Source organism: Rhodococcus sp. NJ-530 (genome assembly GCF_003860625.1).
Lineage (GTDB): Bacteria > Actinomycetota > Actinomycetes > Mycobacteriales > Mycobacteriaceae > Rhodococcus_F > Rhodococcus_F qingshengii.
On sequence record NZ_CP034152.1, the window covers coordinates 1,447,001 to 1,468,378 of the forward strand.

Genomic DNA, 21,378 nt, shown 5'->3' on the forward strand with positions numbered 1-21,378 from the left:
GCGTCACCGAAGCACGTACGTGACGTTCATGGCCGGGTAACCCGAGGTCATCGTCACCGTGACGTCGTGGCTGTCGGGGGCGTACGTACCGCCGGCATCCGCCCTGGTCTTCGAGTTGGTGGCACTGAAGACAAACACTCCACCGTCGTCGGAGCGGTACGTGAGCACGATGGGGAAGTCGTTCTGGTTCTTGCTCGTGGCCACAACGTTCACGTTCATGTTGGGGAGGATGTAGTCCGCCGGCGGGACGACCCAGTCGCCGTTCGGATTGGACGCGTGGACCAGATACAGGGCCCCTCGACCCGAATTGCTGATCATCGCCGTCGTGACGGATGTGTCGGTCATCGACTTCACCGTGTTCGCACCGGCGGAGCGGGCAACCAGAGCTGCCATGCTGAGGCCGGAGAAGGAAAGTGCTTCAGGTCGAATTGTGTTGGTGCTCATCATGTTCTCCTCGATTTGTCGGTCTCGGTGACCGTGTGTTTCTGTGATGAGACAACTATGGCCCCGAAATCCCTTCGGGTCTGTCCACCTACGGGTCCGAGTGCTGGACGACATCGCTGTCCCCCGATCGGTGGACACAGCGCTCTCCGCCCACCCAGTGTCATGGGGTGGAGGCTTCGCCCACCCAGCGGGAGAACCTGTTCCTCTACCATTCAACCCACTCGTAGCGTGGCCACCATGACCGATCCTGACTTCTCCACCGCACCACTCGACGTCGTAGTCATCGGCGCCGGCGTCGCCGGCATGTACGCCATGCACCGACTTCGCGAGCAGGGGCTGCGTGTCCACGGCTTCGAGGCGGGCTCCGGAGTGGGCGGCACGTGGTACTTCAACCGCTACCCGGGCGCACGCTGCGATGTCGAGAGTTTCGACTACTCCTACTCGTTCTCCGAAGAGTTGCAACAGGATTGGGACTGGAGCGAGAAGTACGCCGCGCAACCGGAGATCCTGTCCTACCTCGATCACGTCGCCGATCGCTTCGACCTACGCAGTGGGTTCACTTTCGATACCCGTGTCCTGAGCGCACAGTTCGACGAGGACTCGTCGACGTGGCGAGTGCACACCGACGGTGGTCATGACGTCACCTCGCGGTTCGTGGTGTGCGCCACGGGCAGCCTCTCGACCGCGAACGTTCCGAACATTGCAGGTCGCGAGACTTTCGGCGGTGAGGTCTTCCACACCGGCTTCTGGCCGCACGAGGGCGTCGATTTCACCGGCAAGCGAGTGGGAGTGATCGGCACCGGATCGTCGGGCATCCAGTCCGTTCCGTTGATCGCCGAGCAGGCCGATCACCTCTTCGTGTTCCAGCGGTCCGCGAATTACAGTGTGCCGGCGGGAAACACGCCTCTCGATGACAAACGACGCGCAGAGATCAAGGCCGACTACGCCGAGCGTCGAGCGCTGTCCAAGCGCAGTGGCGGTGGATCTCCGTTCGTTTCGGACCCTCGCAGTGCGCTCGAGGTATCCGAGGCCGAGAGAAACGCGGCCTACGAAGAGCGGTGGAAGCTCGGCGGTGTCCTGTTCGCCAAAACCTTCGCCGACCAGACCAGCAACATCGACGCCAACGCGACGGCGGCCGCATTTGCCGAGGCCAAGATCAGATCGGTGGTCGAAGATCAGGCCATCGCCGACCTGCTGATCCCGAACGACCACCCCATCGGGACCAAGCGGATCGTGACGGACACCGACTACTACCAGAGCTACAACCGTGACAACGTGAGCCTGGTCGATCTCAAGAGCGCACCGATCGAGGCAATCGACGAGGCCGGGATCAAGACGACCGACTCGCACTACGAACTCGACGCATTGGTGTTCGCCACCGGCTTCGATGCGATGACCGGGGCACTCGATCGCATCGAGATCCGTGGCCGCAACGGCGAGACCTTGCGAGAGAACTGGCATGCGGGTCCGAGAACCTATCTTGGTTTGGGAGTTCACGGCTTCCCGAACCTGTTCATCGTCACCGGGCCGGGCAGCCCGAGTGTGCTGTCCAACATGATTCTTGCTGCCGAACAGCACGTCGACTGGATCGCCGACGCGATCAACCACCTCGATTCGGCGGGCATCGACACCATCGAGCCGAGTGCCGAAGCCGTGGACAACTGGCTCGAGGAGTGCTCACGCCGGGCGTCGGCAACATTGTTCCCATCCGCGAACTCCTGGTACATGGGAGCCAACATCCCGGGAAAGCCGAGGATATTCATGCCCTTCATCGGAGGCTTCGGTGTCTACTCCGACATCTGTGCAGACGTGGCAGCAGCGGGATACCGAGGCTTCGAACTGAACAGCACGGTGCACGCATGAGCCGGCTGGAGGGCAAGCGGGTACTCGTGACGGGTGCTGCCGGAGGAATGGGACGCTCACACTGTGAGCGGCTCGCCGAGGAAGGCGCGTCCGTGATCGCGTTGGATGTCGAACAGGCACAATCGGGGTTGGCGGAAACCGCTCAGGCAGTGCGTGATCGAGGCGGTATCGCGGTGACCGGTGTGGCGGATATTCGGGACTTCGACGGTCTGGCCGCCGTCGTGGCCGAGTGCGTTACCGAACTCGGCGGGTTGGACGTCGTGGTCGCGAATGCAGGTGTGTACGACACGCCGGGACCGTCGTGGACCATCGATCCTGCAGTGTGGAACCGCTCGCTGGACGTCAATCTGACCGGGGCGTGGCACACCGTCAAGGCCTGCGTTCCGCACTTCGGCGACGGTGGATCCGTCGTTCTGGTCAGCTCGACAGCGGGAATCAAAGGTATTGCCGGAGCAAGTCATTACAGCGCAGCCAAGCATGCCGTGGTGGGCCTGGCCAGAACGCTGGCCAACGAGTTGGGGGCGCAGAGTATCCGCGTCAACTCCGTGCATCCGGGTTCGGTACGTACCCCGATGATCATCAACGAGCGAGTGTTCGCGAACCTGTGCCCGGACATCGAGAATCCCACCGAAGCAGACGCTGCTGCAGTGCTCAGCGCTCGCAACTTGCTGCCCGTTCCCTGGGTCGATCCGGTGGACGTCAGTAATGCGGTCCTGTTCCTCGCATCCGCGGAGTCCCGCTACATGACCGGCTGTCAGTTGGTTGTCGACGCCGGCCTGACCCAGAAAGTGTGAATTGATGACTTCTCGATTGGAAGGCAAGATCGCGCTGATCACGGGTGCGGCACGAGGAATCGGGCGGGCTCAGGCCGTGCGTTTTGCCGAAGAGGGCGCGGACATCATCGCGGTCGACGTGTGCACCTCGGTGGAAACCACAGTCACGCCGCCCGCGACGGAGGCCGATCTCGATGAGACAGTGGCGCAGATCCGGGCGCTGGGGCGAAAGGCCGAATCTGCGGTAGTGGACGTTCGGGATCTCGAGGCACTACGCAGTGCCGTGGACTCGGCCGTCGGAACGCTCGGTGGTCTCGACATCGTCTGCGCTACAGCTGGTATCACGTCCTCCGACGGGGCCCTGACCATGTCGGAAACGATGTGGCAGACCATGCTGGACGTCAATCTGACCGGCGTGTGGCACACCACGACCGTCGCGGCTCCGCACTTGATCGCGCGGGGCGGGGGATCGATGACACTCACAAGCTCCATCGCCGGACTTCGGGGGCTGGTCGGAGTCGCGCACTACACCGCAGCCAAGCATGGAGTCGTTGGTCTGATGCGTTCGCTGGCAAAGGAACTGGCTCCGCACAACGTACGCGTCAATACGGTCCATCCCACCAACGTCGACACCCTCATGATTCAGAACCCGTTGGTGCGCGGCAAGTTCCGCCCCGATCTCGAGGACCCGACGCGCGAAGAATTTGCTGCCGCAGCGATGACGATGAACATGCTCGCCATTCCGTGGATCGAACCGGTGGACGTAGCGAACGCTGCTCTGTTCCTGTCTTCCGACGAGGCTCGCTACATCACGTCGGTCGCCCTGCCGGTGGATGCAGGAAGTTCGTCCCGCTGAGGTTTCGAACAGCTGAAATCTTGAACAGCTGAGGTTTTGACACGCTGAGTTCCGCCACGGTGTGTAGCGTCGGTTTCACCTAACCGAAAGGCGTACACCGTGGCGGAACGGCGCTATCTGGAAGTCACCGTCGGGACCAACATCGTGATGGTCCTCGACCACCGCACGGTGGAGGTCTTCGACCGCACCGCCGCGAGCACGAGCGAAGTGGCTCGTTGGCATGTCGAACACATTGCGGTGAAGGCGAAACCGTCGAAGTCGGGACTGAAACTCACCATCGGGAACAGGCTCGCCGACGACTCGATCGCGGTAGCGGGTCCACGGGCATCGCTGACTGTTCCGCCGGAGAACGAGGCAGCCGTCATCGCGTTCTTCGACGAGGTCAAGGCTGCTCGGGTGTGAATCGGCAGAAGACCTTCGGCGCGGATGATTCGGATTCTCTCGGCGAGCATGTCGTACGCTGCCACGATAGCGTCCCGGTACGAATCCCGGTTTCATCCGGCGCAGAGGATTCATCTGCGTGACGATCGACCACAACTGACCAGCCACGTAATCGTGCGTGGCTAGTCAGTCGAAAGGCCGGCGATATCAAGCTTTACGCGCGGCGGCATGGGCCCCGGCGACACGGCCGAATGCGAAGGCGTCGGCAATGTGGAATCCGCCGTCCTTCGCCGCGCTGTAGGTGGAACTGACCGCGCCCGCGGCGTAGAGGCCAGGAATCGGATTGCGGGCAGTATCGAGTACGCGGGAATGACCGTCGCGGCGCGGCCCACCGCTACTCCATCCCAGCAGTGGCGACCCGGAGACGGCGTAGAACGGAGCGGTAGCCACCGGGGCCAAAGTTTCGGGATTGCGGCCGAACGAATGGTCGATGCCGTCCGCGCACGCCTCGTTGTAGCGTCGCACGCTCGTTTCCACGACTGTTGGGTCCAGTCCGAGTTTCTCGGCGAGTTCGGCGAGCGTGTCCGCCTTTAGGATCCATCCCTTGTCGATCTCGGCTTGATTGTCCGAGCTCCACTCGTACCCTTCGTCGAGAACCCTGTGGCCGACGGGCAGTGCGTCGCGGCCGGGGCTCAGCTGTCCGGCCAACCTCATCGTCTCGTCGAAGACGACGTTCATCGGTTGCACCGGAAAGTGTTGGTAAGAACCCTCTCTGAACACATGACCATGCCGCATTTCGGCTGACTCGTCGGTGAAGCGTCTACCTTCCCGGCTGAGGAACACATAGTTGTGCGCGTTCCACAGTGCGAGGAAGAATCCAGTCGGATTTTCGAGGTCGCCGGGAATTCCCGTAATGGTCATCATGTTGTTCATGTGCCACAGATCGGCGCCCACGGCCTGTGCCATGCGGTGACCGTCGCCGGTTGCCGATGGTGAGCCCCAGATCTTCGGATTCTCCAGACGCAAGTAGTCGCGCACCATCGTCGGATTTGCTTCGAATCCTCCGGTGGCAAGGATGACGCCCCGGCGTGCCTGGATCTGCGAAGTCTTTTCACCCGAACGGATCTCGACTCCGGTCACCGCTCCGGATTCATCCGTCAGCAGTCCGGTGGCTTCGGTGTCGAATAGTGTTGTGACGCCGCGTTCAGCGAGAGCGGAGACGAGGAACCGGTAGAGAAGTTCATTGCCCATCTTCCCTTCGACGGTGTCCATCCCTGCGTAACAAGAACTTCCGTCAAGTTCGGCGAACTCTGCCGCGGAATGGAAATCGCCGGTCATCGCTACAGTTGCACCCAGACTGCGGATCCAGTCGGACAGTCCGTGAGTGTTCTCGGCCCAGGCATCGATGACGTCCTCGGCAACGGGGAACTCCCCGTTCAACGAACGCAGGAAGGTTCGGGCGGCAGCGGGGTCCTGGTTGACGAACCATCCACTGCCGGACAGTCGAGTGTTGCCGCCCGCGGAATCAGGTCCGCTCTTTTCCAGAATCACGACCGATGCGCCGTTGGCGTGCGCTTGGAGCGCTGCGGCCGATCCGGCAGCGCCCGATCCGATGACGAGTACGTCGACAATGTTATCCATGTCACAGAAGGTATTGCGGAATGGTGGTGCGGCGAACCCACCTTCCCGATGAGCGAGAAAGCCAGTGGTCGACGCCGCAGAGACGTCGCCCCGCAGGCACGTCGGGGGCCAGGCGAGGTAGCGGTTCAGTGCGTCGGGGGTGGCGCCAAAAGTGCGATATCGCGCTGTGACGTTTTCGAGACCCTAGCGTTATAGATGTGGTTGTGTCGGCGAAACCTGCCGGTGGCAGAGTTCGTCTGGAACGCAGTGACCGACACGGTTGGTTATCCGACGCACAGTGATTCATCGCTGATTCGGGCGGTGGGGCACGCCGAGTCCAGACAAGAGGCTTTCATGACTACGATCAACGAACGTTCTTCAGCTGCAAATGTTCTCGATCTCTTTGACAGCGCCGGCCGAGAAGGGCATCGGTACAGTATCGACGTGGAAAGCTACACCCCTTCGTATGCGGTACTGAGACTGGCCGGAGAATTGGACATGGGTCAGCGGGTGGAATTGGTGCACGCGCTCGACCGACTTCTCCTGGTCGGAACCGATATTCACGTCGATCTCTCCGGCGTGACCTTCATGTCGTCCGGAGTGGCGAATGCCGTTGTCGATGCTGCGGGGCGTGGCAACAACCGCATTCGCTTGTTTGCCCCGACGCGAGCGGTCTCCATGATCTTTCAGGCTCTCGGCGCCTCCGAACTCATTGCGGGCGTTGCCACGTCGACCGCTGATGCTCTCGGTGCTTGAGCCGGAAACAACTCCCACGAACGATGTGAAGTGAGCAGTGCTCGATACGCGTTGACTTGGTATCTGGTCTGATCTGCGTGTCGATGTGCACTTTGCGGCGCGGGATCAGGTTGTCGTCACCGGGTTGCGCCGAGATTTGCGGTAGTCTCGTTCGGTGTCGAGCAGCCGGCGCTGCCATCGACGCGTCCGGCCGCATGAACGCTTGGTGGTCCCGACTCGTAGTGAAGAGCCACACCATGGCGTATGACACCAGCAACGGTTCGACATCGTCGAATTCTCCGATCACCCAGTTCTCCGATGTGATTGGTCTGGAAGTAAGCATGCAGTTCGCACCGATACGCCGCCTCGACGACCACGCACTTGCAGGCGCCGAGTTGCAATTGCGTGGGCCTGACAATTCCTCTCTGTGTTCGGCGCATGCCCTCCGTCGCGCCTCGCAATTGATGCAGCAACGCTCGGAATTCGACAGTCACAAACTGGCCATGTCCCGTACTGCACTCGCATGCACCGTCGCGGATCGCCTGCCGTTGCTGGTGGCAGTCGACTCGGCTTCCCGAGCAGCTCTGAACGCTCCTGGTATCGAAGGAGTGACGAGAAATCTGCAACGGATCGTCATCACGGTTGACAGCGCATCGGTGCTTACCGATCCCCACAACTCTCTGGCAGTGATCAGAGAAGCCCGCGCGGGCGGGCGTCTGATTGCACTCGACGGCGTCGGCATCGACAGGCACTCGGCGACACTTCTGTCTTTGGTCGAACCCGACATCATTATCACTTCCGCTGAATTGCTTTCCAAGGCAGCATATTTCGAAGTGGGAACGACGGTGCACGCGCTCGGCGCCTACGTCGAGCGATCGAACGCGATTATCCTTGCCGAGGGTGTCGACTCGGAATCGTCCCGTCTTGCCGCAATCACCATCGGAGCCACATACGGAACGGGTGAGTTGTATCCCGCAGTCGACGATCCGAGTTCACTGTTGTCCGAACCGGTCGTCGCGATGCCCGACAGTCCGGTGTGGAGTGATCCCATCCCCGAGGTGGGCACTCCCTACTCGATCGTGTCTGCTCACAGCCGGATCCGGCGCGGTACCAAGCGTCTGTTGATCCAACTGAGCAAGTCCCTCGAAGCGCAAGCCGCCACATCGGGTTCCTCGATGCTTGTTCTGGGCACCTTTCAACAAGCCGAGCATTTCACCGCATCCACAACAGCACGGTGGCGTCACCTCGCCGACACCGTAGGGTTTGCCGGTGTCTACGGTGTCGGACTGTCCGTGATGCTCGACGGTAAAGTTCAACACGCGCCGCTCGACCCGGGTGATGATCTCGTCAACGAGTGGACGGTCGTCACTCTGGGACCGCACCATGCGGCGATGCTGTCGGCGCGAGATCTTCATGACAACGGTCCAGATCTCGAGCGGACCTTCGACTTCGTGCAAACCTACGATCGCACCGCCGTCACCCAGGCAGCGCACTCTATTCTTCGTCGTTACCCCACGACGAATTCGTGAAACCGGTGCCGAGGTTCTCGACGTTCGCCGCGAGCGCTGCCCGACCGGCGATCGTGGCTAAGGATTGGCCGGGCGCCGCGCAGCACGTCTCTTTGCTGCAGAGTTGAGTAGATACCTTTCGGCGACCGTGTAGTCCGTGACGGTTGCGCCATCCGGTGCTGTGGTGTGGGTGAGCAGTTCGAGATAGCGGCGACGGAAGACATGGGCGTCGGATTCTGCGAGTAGGAACTCCGCCGCTGCGACGACCTCTGGTTTCGGAGCAGCGCGTGCATGCCGGTTTCGGGCAGGCCGAGTGCTCATGTTTTCCTCTGGATTTCGAAAGCGTCTGTGCCGGTAGTCATGTGCGAGTTGATCCTGACGTCGGTTCGGTCGCTACCGGTCATGAGAAGTCGTGAGTGGTTTCAGATCGATCGGCTGTCCGTCGGAGGGGAACGGCAAGGACATGTAGTTGAGAGGGGCGGTGTAGCCGGGCGCGACCTGCCAATCGAAGCGTGTGAGCAGGTGGTGCATGATCGCTTTGATTTCGACGCCGGCGAAGTGCATGCCGAGGCATTTGTGCACGCCTCCACCGAACGGTTCCCAGGCATACCGGTGCACCTTGTCTTCACGTCGGTGGTCCGCGAAACGTTCGGGATCGAAATGTTCGGGGTCGGGCCAGTACTGCGGCATGTGGTGAGTGAAATGTGGCACCACTGACACGTAGGTCCCAGCGGGTACGAAGTGGTCCTGTATCTGGGTGTCACACACCGCTCGGCGAGCCATGACCGGCACGGGAGCGACGAGTCGGAGGCATTCTTTCATCACCAGGTCCAAGCCGGCGAGTTGGTCGAGTTCGGCATAGCTCGGCGTCGACGTACTCAGTGCGAGTGATTCCGCCCGACATCTGTTCTGCCACTGCGGATTCTGGCCGAGATATTGCATCATTGTCGAGATGGTGATGGTGGAGGTGTCATGTGCGGCCATCAGCAGGAAGATCATGTGATCGATCACCTCGCCGTCGCTGAAGCGCTGTCCGGTGTCTGATTCGATGTGACAGAGAACGGAAAACAGGTCGTCGGTTTCGCGTGAACGGCGCGCAGGTAGGTAGCGGCGGAAGAAGTTTTCGAGGGTTCGGCGCCCGTCGAGGCCGCGCTTCCATCTGGTGCCGGGAACTCGATAACGGATCACCGAGGTTGCAGCTTGCACGCAATCGACGAAAGCTTTTTTCACAGAGTCGATTTCGCTTTCAGTGGTCCCTTCCGCGCCGCCCATGAAGATGTCGGTCGCCAGGTTGAGTGTGAGAGCTTTGAGGGCGGTGTAGGCGCGGAACCCATCGGACGGAGTCCAGGCGTCGAGCGCGGAGGCGATCGCGGGATTCAGCACGTCCACGGTCTTTTCGAGACGCGATCTCGTGAAGGCTTGTTGCATGATGCGTCGTTGTCGTAGGTGCTCTTCGGAGTCGAGAAGCATCAGACCCCCGTGAAAGAAGGGGCCGATGAGCACTGACCAACCGTCGCTGTTGACAAAAGCGCGGTCTTTGTTCTGGAGAACTTCTTGGCATGCGTCGGGCCCGAGGGCTGCGACCCACCGTCTACCGGCCATCGAGAACCACGAGACCTCGCCGTAACGATCCCAGCGTTTTTGCATCAGAGCGAGAGGGTCGCGGATGTATTCGAAAGTTTGCCCTATTCCGGGTAGTCCCGAATTGCCTGAGATGGGACGCAACTGCGACCGGATGGGTGGAGCGGCCAGGATTTTCGACATCACGTACCTGCCTTCCGTTTGCATCTGACAGTGGCGCCTGTCAGATGGGGGTAGTCTGCGTCACAGTCGCGTCGTCTGTCAAGATCGACTCATGGCTTCTCCCACGCCCCGTCGATATGCCGGTCTGAGTGGTGAGCAGCGGGCCGCGCTTCGGCGTGAAAGCTTGCTCGCAGCAGGACTGGACGTGTTTGCGGCCGCGGGCAGGCAGGGTGCCACCATGACCGCCATCTGTGCGCATGCCAAGCTGACAGAGCGATATTTCTACGAGAGTTTCACCAGCAGGGACGAACTCCTCCAGCAGGTTTTCGACGGAATCGTCGACGAGGTGCGCGTGGCCGGAATGGCTGCACTCCGAACGACCGAGGGGACACGGGAGGAGCGCGTGCGGAGCGCCATTGCTTCGTTCGTCAACATCCTGACGGACGATCCTCGAAAAGGGCGTGTCGCGATGGTCGAGTCGGTGGCTTACGAGCCGCTGCGCACTCACCGGCGGGGAGCGCTGCGTGGGTTCGCGCAGATGGTGGCCGACGAGGCTGCGCTCTTGTACGGCGATCGAGCTTGGCCTCCCCATCAGGGTGAGATCAACGGATTACTGTTCGTGGGCGGCCTGGCCGAATTGGTGACGGCCTGGCTCAACGGCGAAATCGACATCACGCCCGCTGAGATCGTGGATGCCGCAACCTTCCAATTCACATCCACAGCGCACCGATGAAACGCGGGGCCGGCGATGCGGACTGCCAACTCCAGTGGGCGGCATGTGTCGTGATTCGAGGCAGTTTCGGGTCTGAATTGTCGATGACACTGTCCGCGCGGGTCCAGGGCTCTGCAGCCGCGAAGTACAGACGTTGGCCGCCGACATAACGGTTCATCGACGGGTGTTCCGGATCCGCGTTCGTTCCGTCGCGAAGGTTCATTCGCTCGGCGGTGATCTCGAAGGGCACGTCGAGAAAGATCGAATAGTCCCATCGGGAAGCAAATTCGTCCCGATGCAGAAAGAGTCCCTCGACGAGGACTACGGCTCCGTCGGCTGCATGCAAGTACGCGTCGCTGTCCCGTCGTGGTCGGTACTCGCGGTTACCTCCCGGCCTCAGAGGGGCGAGAACATGACGCTCGAGGGCGTCGTAGTCGTAGCTGTCGAGCCAGAAGCCTTCCGGTGACAGCCGACCTCTGCGATGGCGAATCTCCGGCGGATTGAGGAAGTCGTCGACGTGAATCACAATGGCGGGGCGTTCATTCAGCTGTGCTGCAAGACTTTTCGTGAATGTCGTCTTGCCGCTCCCGTCGACGCCGTCGATCGCGACGACGGGAGAGCCGCGCAGCGCGTTTATTTCGGCGGCCAAGGTCTCGAAGACCGTCTTGGTGCTCATCGAGCAGTTCTTCCCGCGCTCGTAGCGACGCGAAGAGGCCCGGTGTCGTACAGGATTCGGTGGCCGTCTTCGAGGACGCGTCGAGTGCCCGCGTCGAGCGGAAGGTCGGCCCAGCTCTCGCTCGCGAAATTCAGTTCGACGAGAAGACCGGACCGTAGGCGGAAGCGTCGTTCTCGGACTGGTCCCCAGTTGGCGGCTCTGATGAATCGCGCGTCGGGGCGGAGCCGGTCGAACCAGTCTTCATTTGCGAGCGCGTTCGCGTCGTCGGCCAGGATCATCAGATCAAGATCACTCGCCATACGCTCCGCGCCGCGCGCGTAGGACCCGACCAGCGCTACAGCTTTGACGTCATCGTGCTCAGCGGCCCATCGTTCGACGTCGACGAGCAGCGCGTTCACCGCACGTCTTCGTCCCTTCAACCTTGCTGACATACCGGCATCATTCCCCATCGCCACCCTTCTCCGTAGCTTCGCCGGGGCCTCTATCCTGGAACTGTCAGTGACAAACCAGGCGGAGGGATGCGTATGTCCAAAATGAGAGAACTCAGCCGATGAAAGCAATCATCGTGTGTACCTCTGTCTCCCATGGCAATACGAAGCTGATCGCCGACGTCATCGGAGAAGTTCTCGATGCTCGCGTGGTCGAGCCCGGTGACATCGACGCCGCGCAGCTCGCCGACTACGACCTGGTGGGGTTCGGCTCCGGCATCTACCTACGCTCGTACCACGCAGATTTACGCTCGTTCGTCGAGGCACTCCCCGAAGAACGGCGATCCAAGGCTTTTGTCTTCGCCACCAGTGGTTTTCCTGACAAGGGGATTCATCGCTTCTCGCGTCCACTGGTTCAGTTGCTCGAACAGAAGGGCTTCGATGTGGTCGCAGCCTTCTCGTCCCGTGCGTGGGATACCTATCTCCCGTTCAAGCCTTTCGGCGGTATCCGGAAGGGGCGGCCGAACGCCGACGACCTGGAATCGGCGCGCATGTTCGCCGAAATGCTACGCGGAAGCGTTCAGGACAGCTTGCCCGGCACCGGGTAGCTGCGCAGGCTCATCTCCAGCTCACCGGCGTCGGCAAGGTCGTTGATCGTCTGGCGCAGAGCGCCACACGTCCGCTGAGCGTTGGCACGGCTGTTCGCGCGACCCAACTCCGGGCACACTTCCTGCGACTCTTCGAGCCATTGGACGCTGGTGTGCGCTTCGCTGTACTTCTCGACGAGGACACGGTTTCCGCAGTTGCGGCAACTGACCTGACGCATCAGCGTGCAATCAGATCGGCCGGTGACCAGAAGGCGCGCATGCTCGTGATCTTGGCGTCCTCGTCGAAAGTCATGACGTCGATCGGTTCGACCTCGTAGACCTGATCGCCCACCGGTGTGACGACGCGGAAGTGGAAGGCCGCGCTGGATCCGCTCACCCGCAAGGTAAGCAGTTCCGTCTCTTGCGAACCGCCCTCGAGAGCGCCGTAGAACTCGGTGATCGCGGCCTTGCCGACGCGGGGTTCGCTGCCGACCGGGTCTTCGAGCGTCGCGTTCTCGGCGTAGAGGGCGGCGATGTCCGCTGACGATCCGCGAGCCACGGCGTCGAGGTAGGTGGTAACCGTCGCCGTGATCGCGGCCGTGGTGTCTGGTTCGAGAGTGGTCATCGAGTTAGTCCGATCAGTCGAGAAGTTCAGGGTCTGACAACTACTTCGGACGCTATCGGTGCGGGCTCGATTCGGCGCCGGCATCTCCCACGCAGCGGGACAGCCTGAGCACTCAGGCGTCGAAGCGTCCGAACCCGCCGCGGTAGAACAGAAGCGGACCGTCGTGGCGCAGCACGTTCAGATCGGTGATGCGTGCGACGACGATGGTGTGATCACCGGCGTCGTGCTCCTGCTCGACCGTTGCTTCGATGCGGGCGAGCGCGCCGCTCAGCGCCGGAGCACCGTTGCCGGCGGCATCCCACTCGACGCCGAGGAACTTGTCCGTCCCGCCGCGAGCGAACGCCGAACACATGTCCTGCTGATCGTGGGCGAGAACATTGATGCAGAGAGTTCCCGTTTCGCGAAGCTTCGGCCAACTTGTCGACGTCTTCGCCGGGCAGAACGAGAGCAACGGGGGATCAAGCGATACCGAGACCAGGGACTGGCAGGTGAAACCGAGGGGTGAATTTCCGTCGTGAGCGGTGATGACGGTGACGCCGGTGCAGAAATTGCTCATCACGTTGCGAAGTGTGCGTCCGTCCAGAACTGGCGGCTCGGCGTTTTCCACGGTCATGTCGTCTCCTTGTTCAAATCTTTTGTTCAAAACTCTGCAAACAGCTTCAGAAGCAACGATGTGTGGCGCCGCGGCCGTAATCCAGCGGCAGTCCCACTCAATGGCAGCAATGGCTTCTCGGCACGGGTCAGGACCGACCGAGTGGCAGGTGGAGGGGTTTCGAGCAAATTTGATCCCGCTCAGCGGTCCGTTCGGATTCTACGAAACCAGCAAATGACCAGTGATTGTTAGACTTCGGGCATGTCCGAACCTGATGACGTGTCCCGAGGACTTCCCGCTACCAGCTGGGCAGTGCTCGGGATGCTGACGTTCGGGGAGGAGCTGACCGGAAACGATTTGAAGAAGTGGGCTGACTGGAGTGTCGGCTTCTTCTATTGGAGCCCGTCCATCAGCCAGGTGTACGCAGAACTGAAGAAGCTCGAAAGCATCGGGTTCGTGGAGTCCCGGGTCGTCTCCGAACCAGGGGTGCGAGGCAAGCGCCTTTACTCCATTACTCAGTCAGGAACCGACGCCGTCCGGACGTGGTCACGGGAGGCACCGGTGGAAGTTCCGGTGCTCAAGCACGGTGTGATGTTGCGTCTGTGGATGGGACACCTCAACGAGCCCGAGCGACTGAAGGCGCTGGTGGAAGCCCACATCGCCAATGTCGAAGAGCAGATTCGACGCGCGAAACTCCACGCAGATCATGCCGAGAACGAGCCGGCCTGGTCGTTCCCGGTCATGACGTTGCGATGGTCGGAACGGTACTTCCGAGCCGAGATCGAACTTGCTCGCGAACTGCTCGACGACATCGATCGTGCGACCGCCGAGTTCGCGAACGTCGCCGAGCACGACCGACTGGGATCACCGTTGCCCTCGACGCCTGGCAAATGGAAGAACGTCGAGGAGTACGTGTTGGCGCTCGAGCAAGCCGGGCTCACCGGCAACGGTTCGAGTATCTGAGTCAGGCCCCGGCTGCGGTCGGCATGTTGCGCAGCAGATGACGACGTTGCAAAGTCGGAGTGACGCTCAGCGATCCGCCGTCGATGCCTCGCCAAATTGCAGCGGCCGCCATACGGACCGGCGCTGCGCTGACGTGGTCGAGGCGGAGGGCCTTCGACGGCGCGCAGATGGATACCGCGGCGACGGCGCGGCCGATGGGGCCGATCGGTGCCGCAAGACAGCTGAATCCCGGTAGGCCGTTTCCGGATTCGAAGGCCACCCCGGACTCGCGGATTCTGGCGAGGTGGGGCAGTGCGTAGCCCGAGGACTTCGGCGAACCGAACGCGAGCAGTGCCTGACCGATCGCAGTGGTCTCGGCGCGGCGTCGACCACCGACACGCGTCGGCACTGCGGCGGCGAGGCGTCCGCCGATCTTCTCCATGTAGACCACATCGGGCCCGTCGAGGATGCCGAGGTGAACCACGAATCCGGTGACTCGGTAGAGCTCGTGGAGAAGGGGCATGGCTGCAGCGTGGAGGCGGTCCTGATGAACCGCGAGCGATCCCAGTTCGACGAGGCGCATACCGAGTTCGTAGTCACGGCCGTCGCGACGCAGCCAACGCATCGAGACGAGACGTTCGAGCATGCGGTGGGCAGACGAGCGGGGAAGGCCTGTGCTCCGAACGACTTGAGCGAGCGTCAACCTGCCGGGACCGTCGAAGGCGTCGAGAACCAGCGAGACGCGATCGAGAATTGCTGTCGGGGCCGAATCGGCGCCTAAAGCATCCACAGCCTGCAGTGTCATCGTGTACCTCACTTCTCTTAGAGCTCCACAACCAGTGAACTGGCTATTTCAATTAGAAATAGTGTCATAGAGTTACGGATTTGTGAAGTGGATCACCGGTCTGTTTTCGGGCGCGTCGCGGTGGAAACGACGAGGGGGTTTGCGCGAATGCTCGCGCAAACCCCCTCGTCGTTTAACTAACGGCAGGTATTGATCGCCACCGGCAGGTATTGATCGCCACCGGCGGGTACTACATAGCTGCCAGTGGTTCGCTTCCGGACCAGTCGTGGCCCCAGTAGCTGTCAGCGGTGATCTCCTCGGAGGAGTACGAGTCCTGATCCACCCTCGCGCCCTCGGTGCCGAACTCGATGTCCCAGCCGCCGGGTGCGCGGACGTAGAAGGAGATCATCTTGTCGTTGGTGTGACGACCCAGGGTCGACGACACGGAGAATCCGTCCTTCATCACGCGGTCGAGTGCCTGGCCGACGGCGTCGAGGGTGTCCACCTCGACCATGATGTGAATCAGGCCGGGTGCGCCGCCGTGCGGTGCCGGGCACAGGGCCAAGCTGTGGTGACGCTCGTTGACGCCCATGAAACGGATTCGCAGCGGCCCGAATTCAGGCGGGGCCGGCAGGCGGAAGGCGCCGCGCGGGTAGAAGCCGAGCACCTCGGTGTAGAAGTCGAAGCTCGCAGCACTGTCCATGACGGGGAGTACGACGTGGCCGAGACCCTGTGAGCCGGTGACGAATCGAGCGCCGAAGGGCGTCACCACGGGGCTGTGGTCGAGGATCGCTCCGTGGAAGACCTCGATGGCTGCTCCGCCGGGATCGGTGAAGGCGATGACCTCTTCGACCCGTCGAGCATCTGCTTCGGCGAGCGAAAGCTGCTCGACCTCGGTGCCGTTCTTCTCGAGTGCTTCTTGAACGCGGCGCAGTGCGGCGTGGTCGGCGACCTCCCAACCGATGTTGACGATCTCGTCGCGCTCACCCTCGACGACGACGATGCGAGCAGCACGCTCGTCGAGTCGTAGGTAGAGCGCGTTCTCGTCCGGCCCACTGCCCTTGGCGAAGCCGAGAACGTCGAAAGCGAAAGTGCGCCAACGTGCCATGTCGTTGGTCGAGATCTTGACGTAGCCAAGTCCCTTGATGTCAGTGCGTGTCATCGTGTCTTTTTCCTGTCGATTTCTTGTGTCGAAGTCTGATCAGATCATCGCCCGCAGCGGACCCTGCGGGTCTGCGCCGAGACGGCTCAGTGATGCGGCGTGGAAAACGGTGCTCGGCACGTGAATTGCGTGATGCTGTCCAGCATGAGCATCGCGCCAGAATCGCTGAAGCGGCTTGTCCATCCGCAATGCGTTGCCACCGCAGCGTGGGTAGACCTGATCGATTGCGTTGACGGCGCGCCAGGCGGCCTGTACCTGAGTCTGACGTCCCTCCGCGCGCTGCTCGAAGGTCACTTCCTTGCCAGCGTCCACTCGATCCCACATGCGGTCGACGTTGGCAAGCAGGGTGTCGCGCGCAGCCCGGATGTCGGCGGTTGCCTGACCGATGGCGAACAAGGTGTACGGGTCGTCCTTGATCGCCGTGCCCTGCGCGTTGATGCGATCGGCTTGGTACTCGTTGGCGTGGAAGAGCATTCCCTCGCAGATGCCGATCGTGGCGGCGGTGATTCCGAGGGGGAAAATGTTCGACCACGGCATGAGGTACAGCGTCTCGGTGCGCCCGTACTTGCGCACTGCCGTGCCGTCGATGACCTCGTCGCAGTCCATGACGCGGTAATCGGGGACATACGCATCCTTGACTACGAGATCCTTGGAGCCGGTGCCGCGAAGTCCCATGACATCCCACGAGTCTTCGATGATCTCGTAGTCGGTGCGCGGAATGATCACATGGAGCATGCGCGGCGGCATCTCCATGTTGCCGTCCTTGTCACACGCCATCGCGCCGAGGAATGCCCAGTCGCAATGGTCGGTACCGGAGGAGAACTGCCAGCGACCGGAGAACTTGTAGCCGCCGTCGGTGGGGATACACATTCCGCCGGGCATGTACGGCGATGCCATCCAGGTGTCGGGATCGGATCCCCAGATCTCCTGCTGCACCTTGGGATCCGCGAACGCGAGTTGCCACGGGTGAACTCCGACGATCCCGTGGACCCAGCCGGCCGACGGGTTCAGTGAAGCCATCCGCATGACGGTTTCGGCGAATTCGCGCGGATGCGCCTCCATGCCGCCATGTTCCTTGGGCTGCAGCATGCGGATGGAACCGATTGCCTTCATCTTCTTGGCGGTGTCGTCGGCCACCCGGCCGATCCGCTCGGCCTCGATGCCTTCGGCGAAGATGTCGTCGGCCATCGCGTTGATCTGTTCGAGCACTTCGTACGTCATGTTGTTCCTTGCATCCAGTCTGTTTGTCTCAGCAGTGTTTTCGACTGCGGATCAGGAGGTTGTCTCGAGTGCCTGGGCGTCGCGTGCGGCAACGTTTTCGGCGACTTCCCGCTTCCAGCTCTCCACTGCGCGGGTGGTGTCGATCTCGAATTCGAAGCGCTTCGTCATGTCTTCCGTGACATTCTCGACGTCGGTGTAGAACTGGTTGTACCAGCGACGCAACTGGTAAACCGGGCCGTCCTCCTCGGAGAGCAGGGGGTTGTCGATCGGAGCTTTGTTCTTCCAGATCTCCACGTCCTGAAGGAATCCCATCTCGACGCCCTCGGTGAACTGCGCGGCCATCGCGGCAGTGGACTCGTCGTCCATACCGGGTAGCTTCTTGACCATCGCGCCGTACTGCAGGACGAACGCATTGTTCGAGATCGGGTAGTGGCAGTTGATCAGGACGGTCTCGATGATCTGCCCGTTGGCTTCGCTCTTGATCCAGTCGATCATGTACGACGGTCCGAAATATGAAGCATCCGAACGGAGCACAGCGTTGGGATCGCCGTAGTTGGTGCCGCTGATGACGTCCTCACGTCCCACCGATTCCATGTACTGGCTCGCGACATGACCTTCGAAGATGTTCTTGAAGTACTTGGGGAACGAGTAGTGAACGTAGAAGAAGTGGGCCATGTCCACGACGTTGTCGACGATCTCGCGGCAATGAGAGCCTTCGATGGTGAGCGTGTTCCAGCTCCAGTCGCTCCACTCATCGCTTCCGAAGCCCTCGATGTCGGGGATCGTGACCTCGGCGGGCGGGGGATTTCCCTGGGGATCGTGCCAGACGAACAGCTGACCGTTCTTCTCGAGAGTGATCCATGCCCGCGTCTTGGCCAGCGGCGGAACGCGTCGTGCGTAGGGGATCGCCGTACATTTTCCGTTACCGCCCCAACGCCAGTCGTGGAACGGGCAGGCGATCGAATCGCCCTTGACGGTTCCGTGAGCAAGGTTGCCACCCATGTGGCGGCAGTATGCGTCGAGAATCTTGATGTCGCCCTTGCTGTCGGCGAAGACGACAAGGCTGGTGCCGAATGCCTCGATCTGGTGGGGCTGACCGTCGCGATAGGTATTGCTCAGTCCGAGGCAGTGCCATCCACGTGCGAACCGTGCGGGAGGCGCTGCCGCTTCGATTTCTCGAATTTCCTCGCCGGCGCCCGTCTGCGTCGGGGTGTCCGTAGTGGTGAGTGGGCCGGTTCCGAGTGCCATGTCTTCCTCCGAGCCGCGTCTTGCGACGCTCCAGTGATGTGATCCGTCTCATACAACGACGAAGCGTCCGCTGGAGATACGGCAGTTCCCGCTGGATGGAACGCTTACTCGGTGACCTGCAGAGATTCAGCTCGCGAGTGTCGCCACATCGTCGATCGCGTAAGTCGCCCAGGCCCGGGCAGTGACGACCCCAGCGGGATCGGTGGCGACCAGAGCTACGTCGGCCACGCTCTCGTGGTCCTTCTCGTACGTCGCGAGCACTGTCACGGAGCAGTGCAGATCTGTTCCCGTGGAAGTCGCGGTGCAACGTCCGCGGAAGCGTCGTAGTGACGCCGAGCCGTAACGACGAGCAGCGAAATCAGCAAGGGCGGCAACGGAATCGGTTCCGGTGCCCGCTGTCGGGGCTTCCCGGACGAAGACCTCGGCCACCAGATGCCCGGTCTGGTCGTGGTATTCGGTGATCCGCTCGAGTGTCGAACTCAGCGCCCTCACGGATCCGGTGAGCAGTGCGCCTGGATCGGGGCGTCCGAAGAACACGACGTCCTGCTCGACGACGGCCCCGTCGGGTGCCGAGCGCACGGTGCCGTACAACGAGTCGAAATCGGAGAGGAGCGTGGTGGCAGTACGCGGAGCAGTTGCCGTGAAGTGGGCGGTACCGAGGTTGGTAGTCATGACACTCTCCGTTGGACGCGACCGAGACGCTGTCGTCTCGGTGGGTACATCGACGCTAACCACCGCTCTCGCGGGTGACGACGGGCTTCCCGCTGATCGGGAGCATTCTCGGATTCGATCGAAGAGGTGGAACCTGTTCCAGTTTTGTGCAATTCTGGATATCGTATCCGTGACCGGGAGCACATCTCGATGACTGCACGCGCCGAGCAGAAGGAAGACCAGATGACAGACGAGTTCGCTGACCTGCACCGACCGGTATACGGTCCGGACCTGCTCATCACCGCTCTGGAACGCAATCACGACAAGCCCGCGCTGTACCTCGGCGACGTGATCCTCACCGGCGGTCAGATGCGCGATCAGATCAGCTGCTTCGCCCAGGCGCTCGCGTCTTTGGGAATCACTCAGGGCACCAGCACCGCGATGCTGTCGAAGAATCGCCCCGAGGTTCTGATCAGTATGGGCGCGACCATGATCACCGGCTGCCGGGCGAGCGCCTTGAACCCGATGGGATCGCTCGACGACCACAAGTACATCGTCGACGACGCCGAGATCGAGACGCTGATCTTCGATCCCAATGCCTTCGAAGAGCGTGCCGCCGAGTTGAAGGCGTCGTCACCCTCGTTGACCAACGTGCTCTCGATGGGGCCGTCCGAGGTGGGAATCGACATCCTCGCGCTGGCTGCCACGTTCGAGCCCGCGCCGCTGAAGGCAGCGCACGTCGACGCCGAAGACGCCAGCAGCATGGTTTACACCGGTGGAACGACCGGCAAGCCCAAAGGTGTTGTCGGATCCTTCCGTTCGGGTGCTGCGCTCAATCAGATCCAGATGTCGGAGTGGCAGTGGCCCGAGGACAACCGCTTCCTCATCTGCACGCCACTCTCACACGCAGGTGCAGCGTTCTTCATCCCGACCTTGCTGCGCGGCGGTGCGTTGATCGTCCTGCCTGCCTTCGAGCCAGGTGCTGTGCTCGAAGCGATCGAGAAGCACAAGATCACGGCAACCATGTTGGTGCCCACCATGATCTACATGCTCATGGACCACCCCGATCTGCCCAAGCGGGACGTCTCGAGTTTGCAGACGCTGTTTTACGGAGCGTCCGCGATGTCTCCCGCCAGACTGCAGGAGGGCATCAAGAAGTTCGGTCAGATCTTCTTCCAGTTCTACGGTCAGACCGAGTGCGGCATGACTATCTCGGTGCTGCGCAAGGAAGAACACCTCGCCGACGATCCGGCCCGCCTCGCCACGTGTGGGCGTCCGGTGCCGTGGCTCGACGTCCGGTTGCTCGACGACGACCTCAACGAGGTGCCGCAGGGAGAACTCGGTGAGATCTGCGTCCGTGGCCCGCTGATCATGAAGGGCTACTGGAAGAAGCCGGCCGAAACCGCCGAGGCGTTCCGGGGTGGTTGGCTGCACACCGGCGACATCGCGCGCAAGGACAAGGACGGGTTCATGTCCATCGTCGATCGCAAGAAGGACATGATCGTGACCGGTGGTTTCAACGTGTTCCCCCGCGAAATCGAAGACGTGATCTCGGCGCATCCGTCCGTCGCGTCGGTGGCGGTAGTCGGTGTGCCGGACGACAAGTGGGGCGAAGCCGTCAAGGCCTGTGTCGTACTTCGTGCCGGACTGACCGTCGACACCGAGGAACTGGTCGACAAGGTGAAGGCAGCCAAGGGTTCGGTTCACGCTCCCAAGAGCATCGACTTCGTGGAATCACTCCCGCTGACACCGCTGGGCAAGCTGGACAAGAAGGCGCTGCGCGCGCGGTACTGGGAGACCAGCGCCTGCGCGGTCTAGGAACCAGCG

24 protein-coding genes are annotated in these 21,378 nt (G+C 61.7%); 10 read left to right on the plus strand and 14 right to left on the minus strand.

Going from position 1 to position 21,378, the window contains the following annotated elements; translation table 11 throughout:
* Positions 1-3: 3 nt before the first annotated feature.
* Complete coding sequence (locus tag EHW12_RS06675) at positions 4-444, minus strand: hypothetical protein (RefSeq protein ID WP_039972735.1); 441 nt, start codon at positions 442-444, stop codon at positions 4-6.
* Positions 445-681: 237 nt separating this feature from the next.
* On the opposite strand from EHW12_RS06675, the gene EHW12_RS06680 reads away from it, so the two are divergent.
* From EHW12_RS06680 to EHW12_RS06695, 4 genes are all read left to right on the plus strand, one after another.
* Complete coding sequence (locus EHW12_RS06680; protein WP_070162101.1) at positions 682-2,307, plus strand: NAD(P)/FAD-dependent oxidoreductase; 1,626 nt, start codon at positions 682-684, stop codon at positions 2,305-2,307.
* Positions 2,304-3,101, plus strand: a complete 798-nt coding sequence (locus EHW12_RS06685) for a mycofactocin-coupled SDR family oxidoreductase (protein ID WP_007726713.1) — start codon at positions 2,304-2,306, stop codon at positions 3,099-3,101. The genes EHW12_RS06680 and EHW12_RS06685 overlap by 4 nt, the downstream gene beginning before the upstream one ends.
* 4 nt (positions 3,102-3,105) lie before the next feature.
* On the plus strand, positions 3,106-3,936 hold the full coding sequence (locus EHW12_RS06690; protein ID WP_125050434.1) for a mycofactocin-coupled SDR family oxidoreductase: 831 nt from the start codon (positions 3,106-3,108) through the stop codon (positions 3,934-3,936).
* Positions 3,937-4,035: 99 nt separating this feature from the next.
* Positions 4,036-4,338, plus strand: coding sequence for a hypothetical protein (locus EHW12_RS06695; RefSeq protein WP_007726715.1), 303 nt, complete (start codon positions 4,036-4,038; stop codon positions 4,336-4,338).
* Between the two features lie 186 nt (positions 4,339-4,524).
* Here the strand turns inward: EHW12_RS06695 and EHW12_RS06705 are convergent, their stop codons facing one another.
* Entirely contained in the window at positions 4,525-5,958 is a 1,434-nt protein-coding gene (locus EHW12_RS06705; RefSeq protein WP_125050435.1) for an FAD-dependent oxidoreductase, read from the minus strand.
* Between the two features lie 423 nt (positions 5,959-6,381).
* Between EHW12_RS06705 and EHW12_RS35150 the strand changes: the two genes are divergently transcribed.
* Both EHW12_RS35150 and EHW12_RS06715 read left to right on the plus strand, forming a co-directional pair.
* Positions 6,382-6,693 carry an STAS domain-containing protein gene (locus EHW12_RS35150; RefSeq protein ID WP_228401988.1) on the plus strand — a complete coding sequence of 104 codons (312 nt, stop codon included), beginning with the start codon at positions 6,382-6,384 and terminating at the stop codon, positions 6,691-6,693.
* 236 nt (positions 6,694-6,929) lie between these two features.
* Positions 6,930-8,201, plus strand: a complete 1,272-nt coding sequence (locus EHW12_RS06715; protein ID WP_125050436.1) for a DICT sensory domain-containing protein — start codon at positions 6,930-6,932, stop codon at positions 8,199-8,201.
* Positions 8,202-8,258: 57 nt separating this feature from the next.
* Here EHW12_RS06715 and EHW12_RS06720 read toward each other — a convergent pair whose 3' ends face one another.
* Positions 8,259-8,501, minus strand: coding sequence for a hypothetical protein (locus tag EHW12_RS06720; protein ID WP_064114255.1), 243 nt, complete (start codon positions 8,499-8,501; stop codon positions 8,259-8,261).
* A gap of 72 nt (positions 8,502-8,573) precedes the next feature.
* Positions 8,574-9,944, minus strand: a complete 1,371-nt coding sequence (locus tag EHW12_RS06725; RefSeq protein WP_080726744.1) for a cytochrome P450 — start codon at positions 9,942-9,944, stop codon at positions 8,574-8,576.
* 91 nt (positions 9,945-10,035) lie between these two features.
* Here EHW12_RS06725 and EHW12_RS06730 point away from each other — a divergent pair, with 91 nt between their 5' ends.
* Entirely contained in the window at positions 10,036-10,656 is a 621-nt protein-coding gene (locus EHW12_RS06730) for a TetR family transcriptional regulator (RefSeq protein ID WP_042452208.1), read from the plus strand.
* On the opposite strand, the gene EHW12_RS06735 is transcribed toward EHW12_RS06730, so the two are convergent.
* Positions 10,634-11,311, minus strand: coding sequence for an AAA family ATPase (locus EHW12_RS06735; protein ID WP_042452206.1), 678 nt, complete (start codon positions 11,309-11,311; stop codon positions 10,634-10,636). The two genes, EHW12_RS06730 and EHW12_RS06735, sit on opposite strands and share 23 nt — an antisense overlap.
* A complete protein-coding gene (locus tag EHW12_RS06740; RefSeq protein WP_037131485.1) occupies positions 11,308-11,742 on the minus strand; it encodes a nucleotidyltransferase domain-containing protein in 435 nt (144 codons plus the stop codon). The genes EHW12_RS06735 and EHW12_RS06740 overlap by 4 nt, the downstream gene beginning before the upstream one ends.
* A gap of 119 nt (positions 11,743-11,861) precedes the next feature.
* Here EHW12_RS06740 and EHW12_RS06745 point away from each other — a divergent pair, with 119 nt between their 5' ends.
* Positions 11,862-12,347 carry a flavodoxin family protein gene (locus tag EHW12_RS06745; RefSeq protein ID WP_003944338.1) on the plus strand — a complete coding sequence of 162 codons (486 nt, stop codon included), beginning with the start codon at positions 11,862-11,864 and terminating at the stop codon, positions 12,345-12,347.
* On the opposite strand, the gene EHW12_RS06750 is transcribed toward EHW12_RS06745, so the two are convergent.
* The 3 genes from EHW12_RS06750 to EHW12_RS06760 form a co-directional block, all read right to left on the minus strand.
* Positions 12,320-12,565: a hypothetical protein gene (locus EHW12_RS06750; RefSeq protein ID WP_007726731.1), complete on the minus strand. Its 246-nt coding sequence runs from the start codon at positions 12,563-12,565 to the stop codon at positions 12,320-12,322. The genes EHW12_RS06745 and EHW12_RS06750 overlap by 28 nt on opposite strands.
* On the minus strand, positions 12,565-12,951 hold the full coding sequence (locus tag EHW12_RS06755; RefSeq protein WP_003944423.1) for a nuclear transport factor 2 family protein: 387 nt from the start codon (positions 12,949-12,951) through the stop codon (positions 12,565-12,567). Before EHW12_RS06755 ends, EHW12_RS06750 begins: the two co-directional genes overlap by 1 nt.
* Before the next feature lie 112 nt (positions 12,952-13,063).
* Positions 13,064-13,564 (minus strand): flavin reductase family protein, encoded by a 501-nt coding sequence (locus EHW12_RS06760; protein ID WP_007726733.1) that lies wholly within the window; start codon positions 13,562-13,564, stop codon positions 13,064-13,066.
* A 240-nt stretch (positions 13,565-13,804) separates the two neighbouring features.
* Between EHW12_RS06760 and EHW12_RS06765 the strand changes: the two genes are divergently transcribed.
* Positions 13,805-14,506, plus strand: a complete 702-nt coding sequence (locus EHW12_RS06765; protein ID WP_003944324.1) for a PadR family transcriptional regulator — start codon at positions 13,805-13,807, stop codon at positions 14,504-14,506.
* Position 14,507: 1 nt separating this feature from the next.
* Here the strand turns inward: EHW12_RS06765 and EHW12_RS06770 are convergent, their stop codons facing one another.
* The 5 genes from EHW12_RS06770 to EHW12_RS06790 all read right to left on the minus strand — a co-directional run bounded on the left by EHW12_RS06770 (position 14,508) and on the right by EHW12_RS06790 (position 19,572).
* Positions 14,508-15,290 (minus strand): IclR family transcriptional regulator, encoded by a 783-nt coding sequence (locus tag EHW12_RS06770; RefSeq protein WP_007726735.1) that lies wholly within the window; start codon positions 15,288-15,290, stop codon positions 14,508-14,510.
* Between the two features lie 229 nt (positions 15,291-15,519).
* Positions 15,520-16,431, minus strand: a complete 912-nt coding sequence (gene bphC / locus EHW12_RS06775) for a biphenyl-2,3-diol 1,2-dioxygenase (protein ID WP_007726736.1) — start codon at positions 16,429-16,431, stop codon at positions 15,520-15,522.
* A gap of 39 nt (positions 16,432-16,470) precedes the next feature.
* Positions 16,471-17,652 (minus strand): acyl-CoA dehydrogenase family protein, encoded by a 1,182-nt coding sequence (locus EHW12_RS06780; protein ID WP_003944352.1) that lies wholly within the window; start codon positions 17,650-17,652, stop codon positions 16,471-16,473.
* 51 nt (positions 17,653-17,703) lie between these two features.
* On the minus strand, positions 17,704-18,900 hold the full coding sequence (locus EHW12_RS06785) for a Rieske 2Fe-2S domain-containing protein (RefSeq protein ID WP_003944428.1): 1,197 nt from the start codon (positions 18,898-18,900) through the stop codon (positions 17,704-17,706).
* Positions 18,901-19,026: 126 nt separating this feature from the next.
* Entirely contained in the window at positions 19,027-19,572 is a 546-nt protein-coding gene (locus tag EHW12_RS06790; protein WP_003944299.1) for a hypothetical protein, read from the minus strand.
* Between the two features lie 222 nt (positions 19,573-19,794).
* Here EHW12_RS06790 and EHW12_RS06795 point away from each other — a divergent pair, with 222 nt between their 5' ends.
* A complete protein-coding gene (locus tag EHW12_RS06795; RefSeq protein WP_125052552.1) occupies positions 19,795-21,369 on the plus strand; it encodes an AMP-binding protein in 1,575 nt (524 codons plus the stop codon).
* Positions 21,370-21,378: the final 9 nt, after the last annotated feature.

Bases quoted from the DNA above. Each gene is read 5' to 3' on its own strand.
- EHW12_RS06675 (WP_039972735.1), bottom strand. From the start codon at position 444: ATGAGCACCAACACAATTCGACCTGAAGCACTTTCCTTCTCCGGCCTC.
- EHW12_RS06680 (WP_070162101.1), top strand. From the start codon at position 682: ATGACCGATCCTGACTTCTCCACCGCACCACTCGACGTCGTAGTCATC.
- EHW12_RS06685 (WP_007726713.1), top strand. From the start codon at position 2,304: ATGAGCCGGCTGGAGGGCAAGCGGGTACTCGTGACGGGTGCTGCCGGA.
- EHW12_RS06690 (WP_125050434.1), top strand. From the start codon at position 3,106: ATGACTTCTCGATTGGAAGGCAAGATCGCGCTGATCACGGGTGCGGCA.
- EHW12_RS06705 (WP_125050435.1), bottom strand. From the start codon at position 5,958: ATGGATAACATTGTCGACGTACTCGTCATCGGATCGGGCGCTGCCGGA.
- EHW12_RS06715 (WP_125050436.1), top strand. From the start codon at position 6,930: ATGGCGTATGACACCAGCAACGGTTCGACATCGTCGAATTCTCCGATC.
- EHW12_RS06720 (WP_064114255.1), bottom strand. From the start codon at position 8,501: ATGAGCACTCGGCCTGCCCGAAACCGGCATGCACGCGCTGCTCCGAAA.
- EHW12_RS06725 (WP_080726744.1), bottom strand. From the start codon at position 9,944: ATGTCGAAAATCCTGGCCGCTCCACCCATCCGGTCGCAGTTGCGTCCC.
- EHW12_RS06730 (WP_042452208.1), top strand. From the start codon at position 10,036: ATGGCTTCTCCCACGCCCCGTCGATATGCCGGTCTGAGTGGTGAGCAG.
- EHW12_RS06735 (WP_042452206.1), bottom strand. From the start codon at position 11,311: ATGAGCACCAAGACGGTCTTCGAGACCTTGGCCGCCGAAATAAACGCG.
- EHW12_RS06740 (WP_037131485.1), bottom strand. From the start codon at position 11,742: ATGTCAGCAAGGTTGAAGGGACGAAGACGTGCGGTGAACGCGCTGCTC.
- EHW12_RS06745 (WP_003944338.1), top strand. From the start codon at position 11,862: ATGAAAGCAATCATCGTGTGTACCTCTGTCTCCCATGGCAATACGAAG.
- EHW12_RS06750 (WP_007726731.1), bottom strand. From the start codon at position 12,565: ATGCGTCAGGTCAGTTGCCGCAACTGCGGAAACCGTGTCCTCGTCGAG.
- EHW12_RS06755 (WP_003944423.1), bottom strand. From the start codon at position 12,951: ATGACCACTCTCGAACCAGACACCACGGCCGCGATCACGGCGACGGTT.
- EHW12_RS06760 (WP_007726733.1), bottom strand. From the start codon at position 13,564: ATGACCGTGGAAAACGCCGAGCCGCCAGTTCTGGACGGACGCACACTT.
- EHW12_RS06765 (WP_003944324.1), top strand. From the start codon at position 13,805: ATGTCCGAACCTGATGACGTGTCCCGAGGACTTCCCGCTACCAGCTGG.
- EHW12_RS06770 (WP_007726735.1), bottom strand. From the start codon at position 15,290: ATGACACTGCAGGCTGTGGATGCTTTAGGCGCCGATTCGGCCCCGACA.
- bphC (WP_007726736.1), bottom strand. From the start codon at position 16,431: ATGACACGCACTGACATCAAGGGACTTGGCTACGTCAAGATCTCGACC.
- EHW12_RS06780 (WP_003944352.1), bottom strand. From the start codon at position 17,652: ATGACGTACGAAGTGCTCGAACAGATCAACGCGATGGCCGACGACATC.
- EHW12_RS06785 (WP_003944428.1), bottom strand. From the start codon at position 18,900: ATGGCACTCGGAACCGGCCCACTCACCACTACGGACACCCCGACGCAG.
- EHW12_RS06790 (WP_003944299.1), bottom strand. From the start codon at position 19,572: ATGACTACCAACCTCGGTACCGCCCACTTCACGGCAACTGCTCCGCGT.
- EHW12_RS06795 (WP_125052552.1), top strand. From the start codon at position 19,795: ATGACAGACGAGTTCGCTGACCTGCACCGACCGGTATACGGTCCGGAC.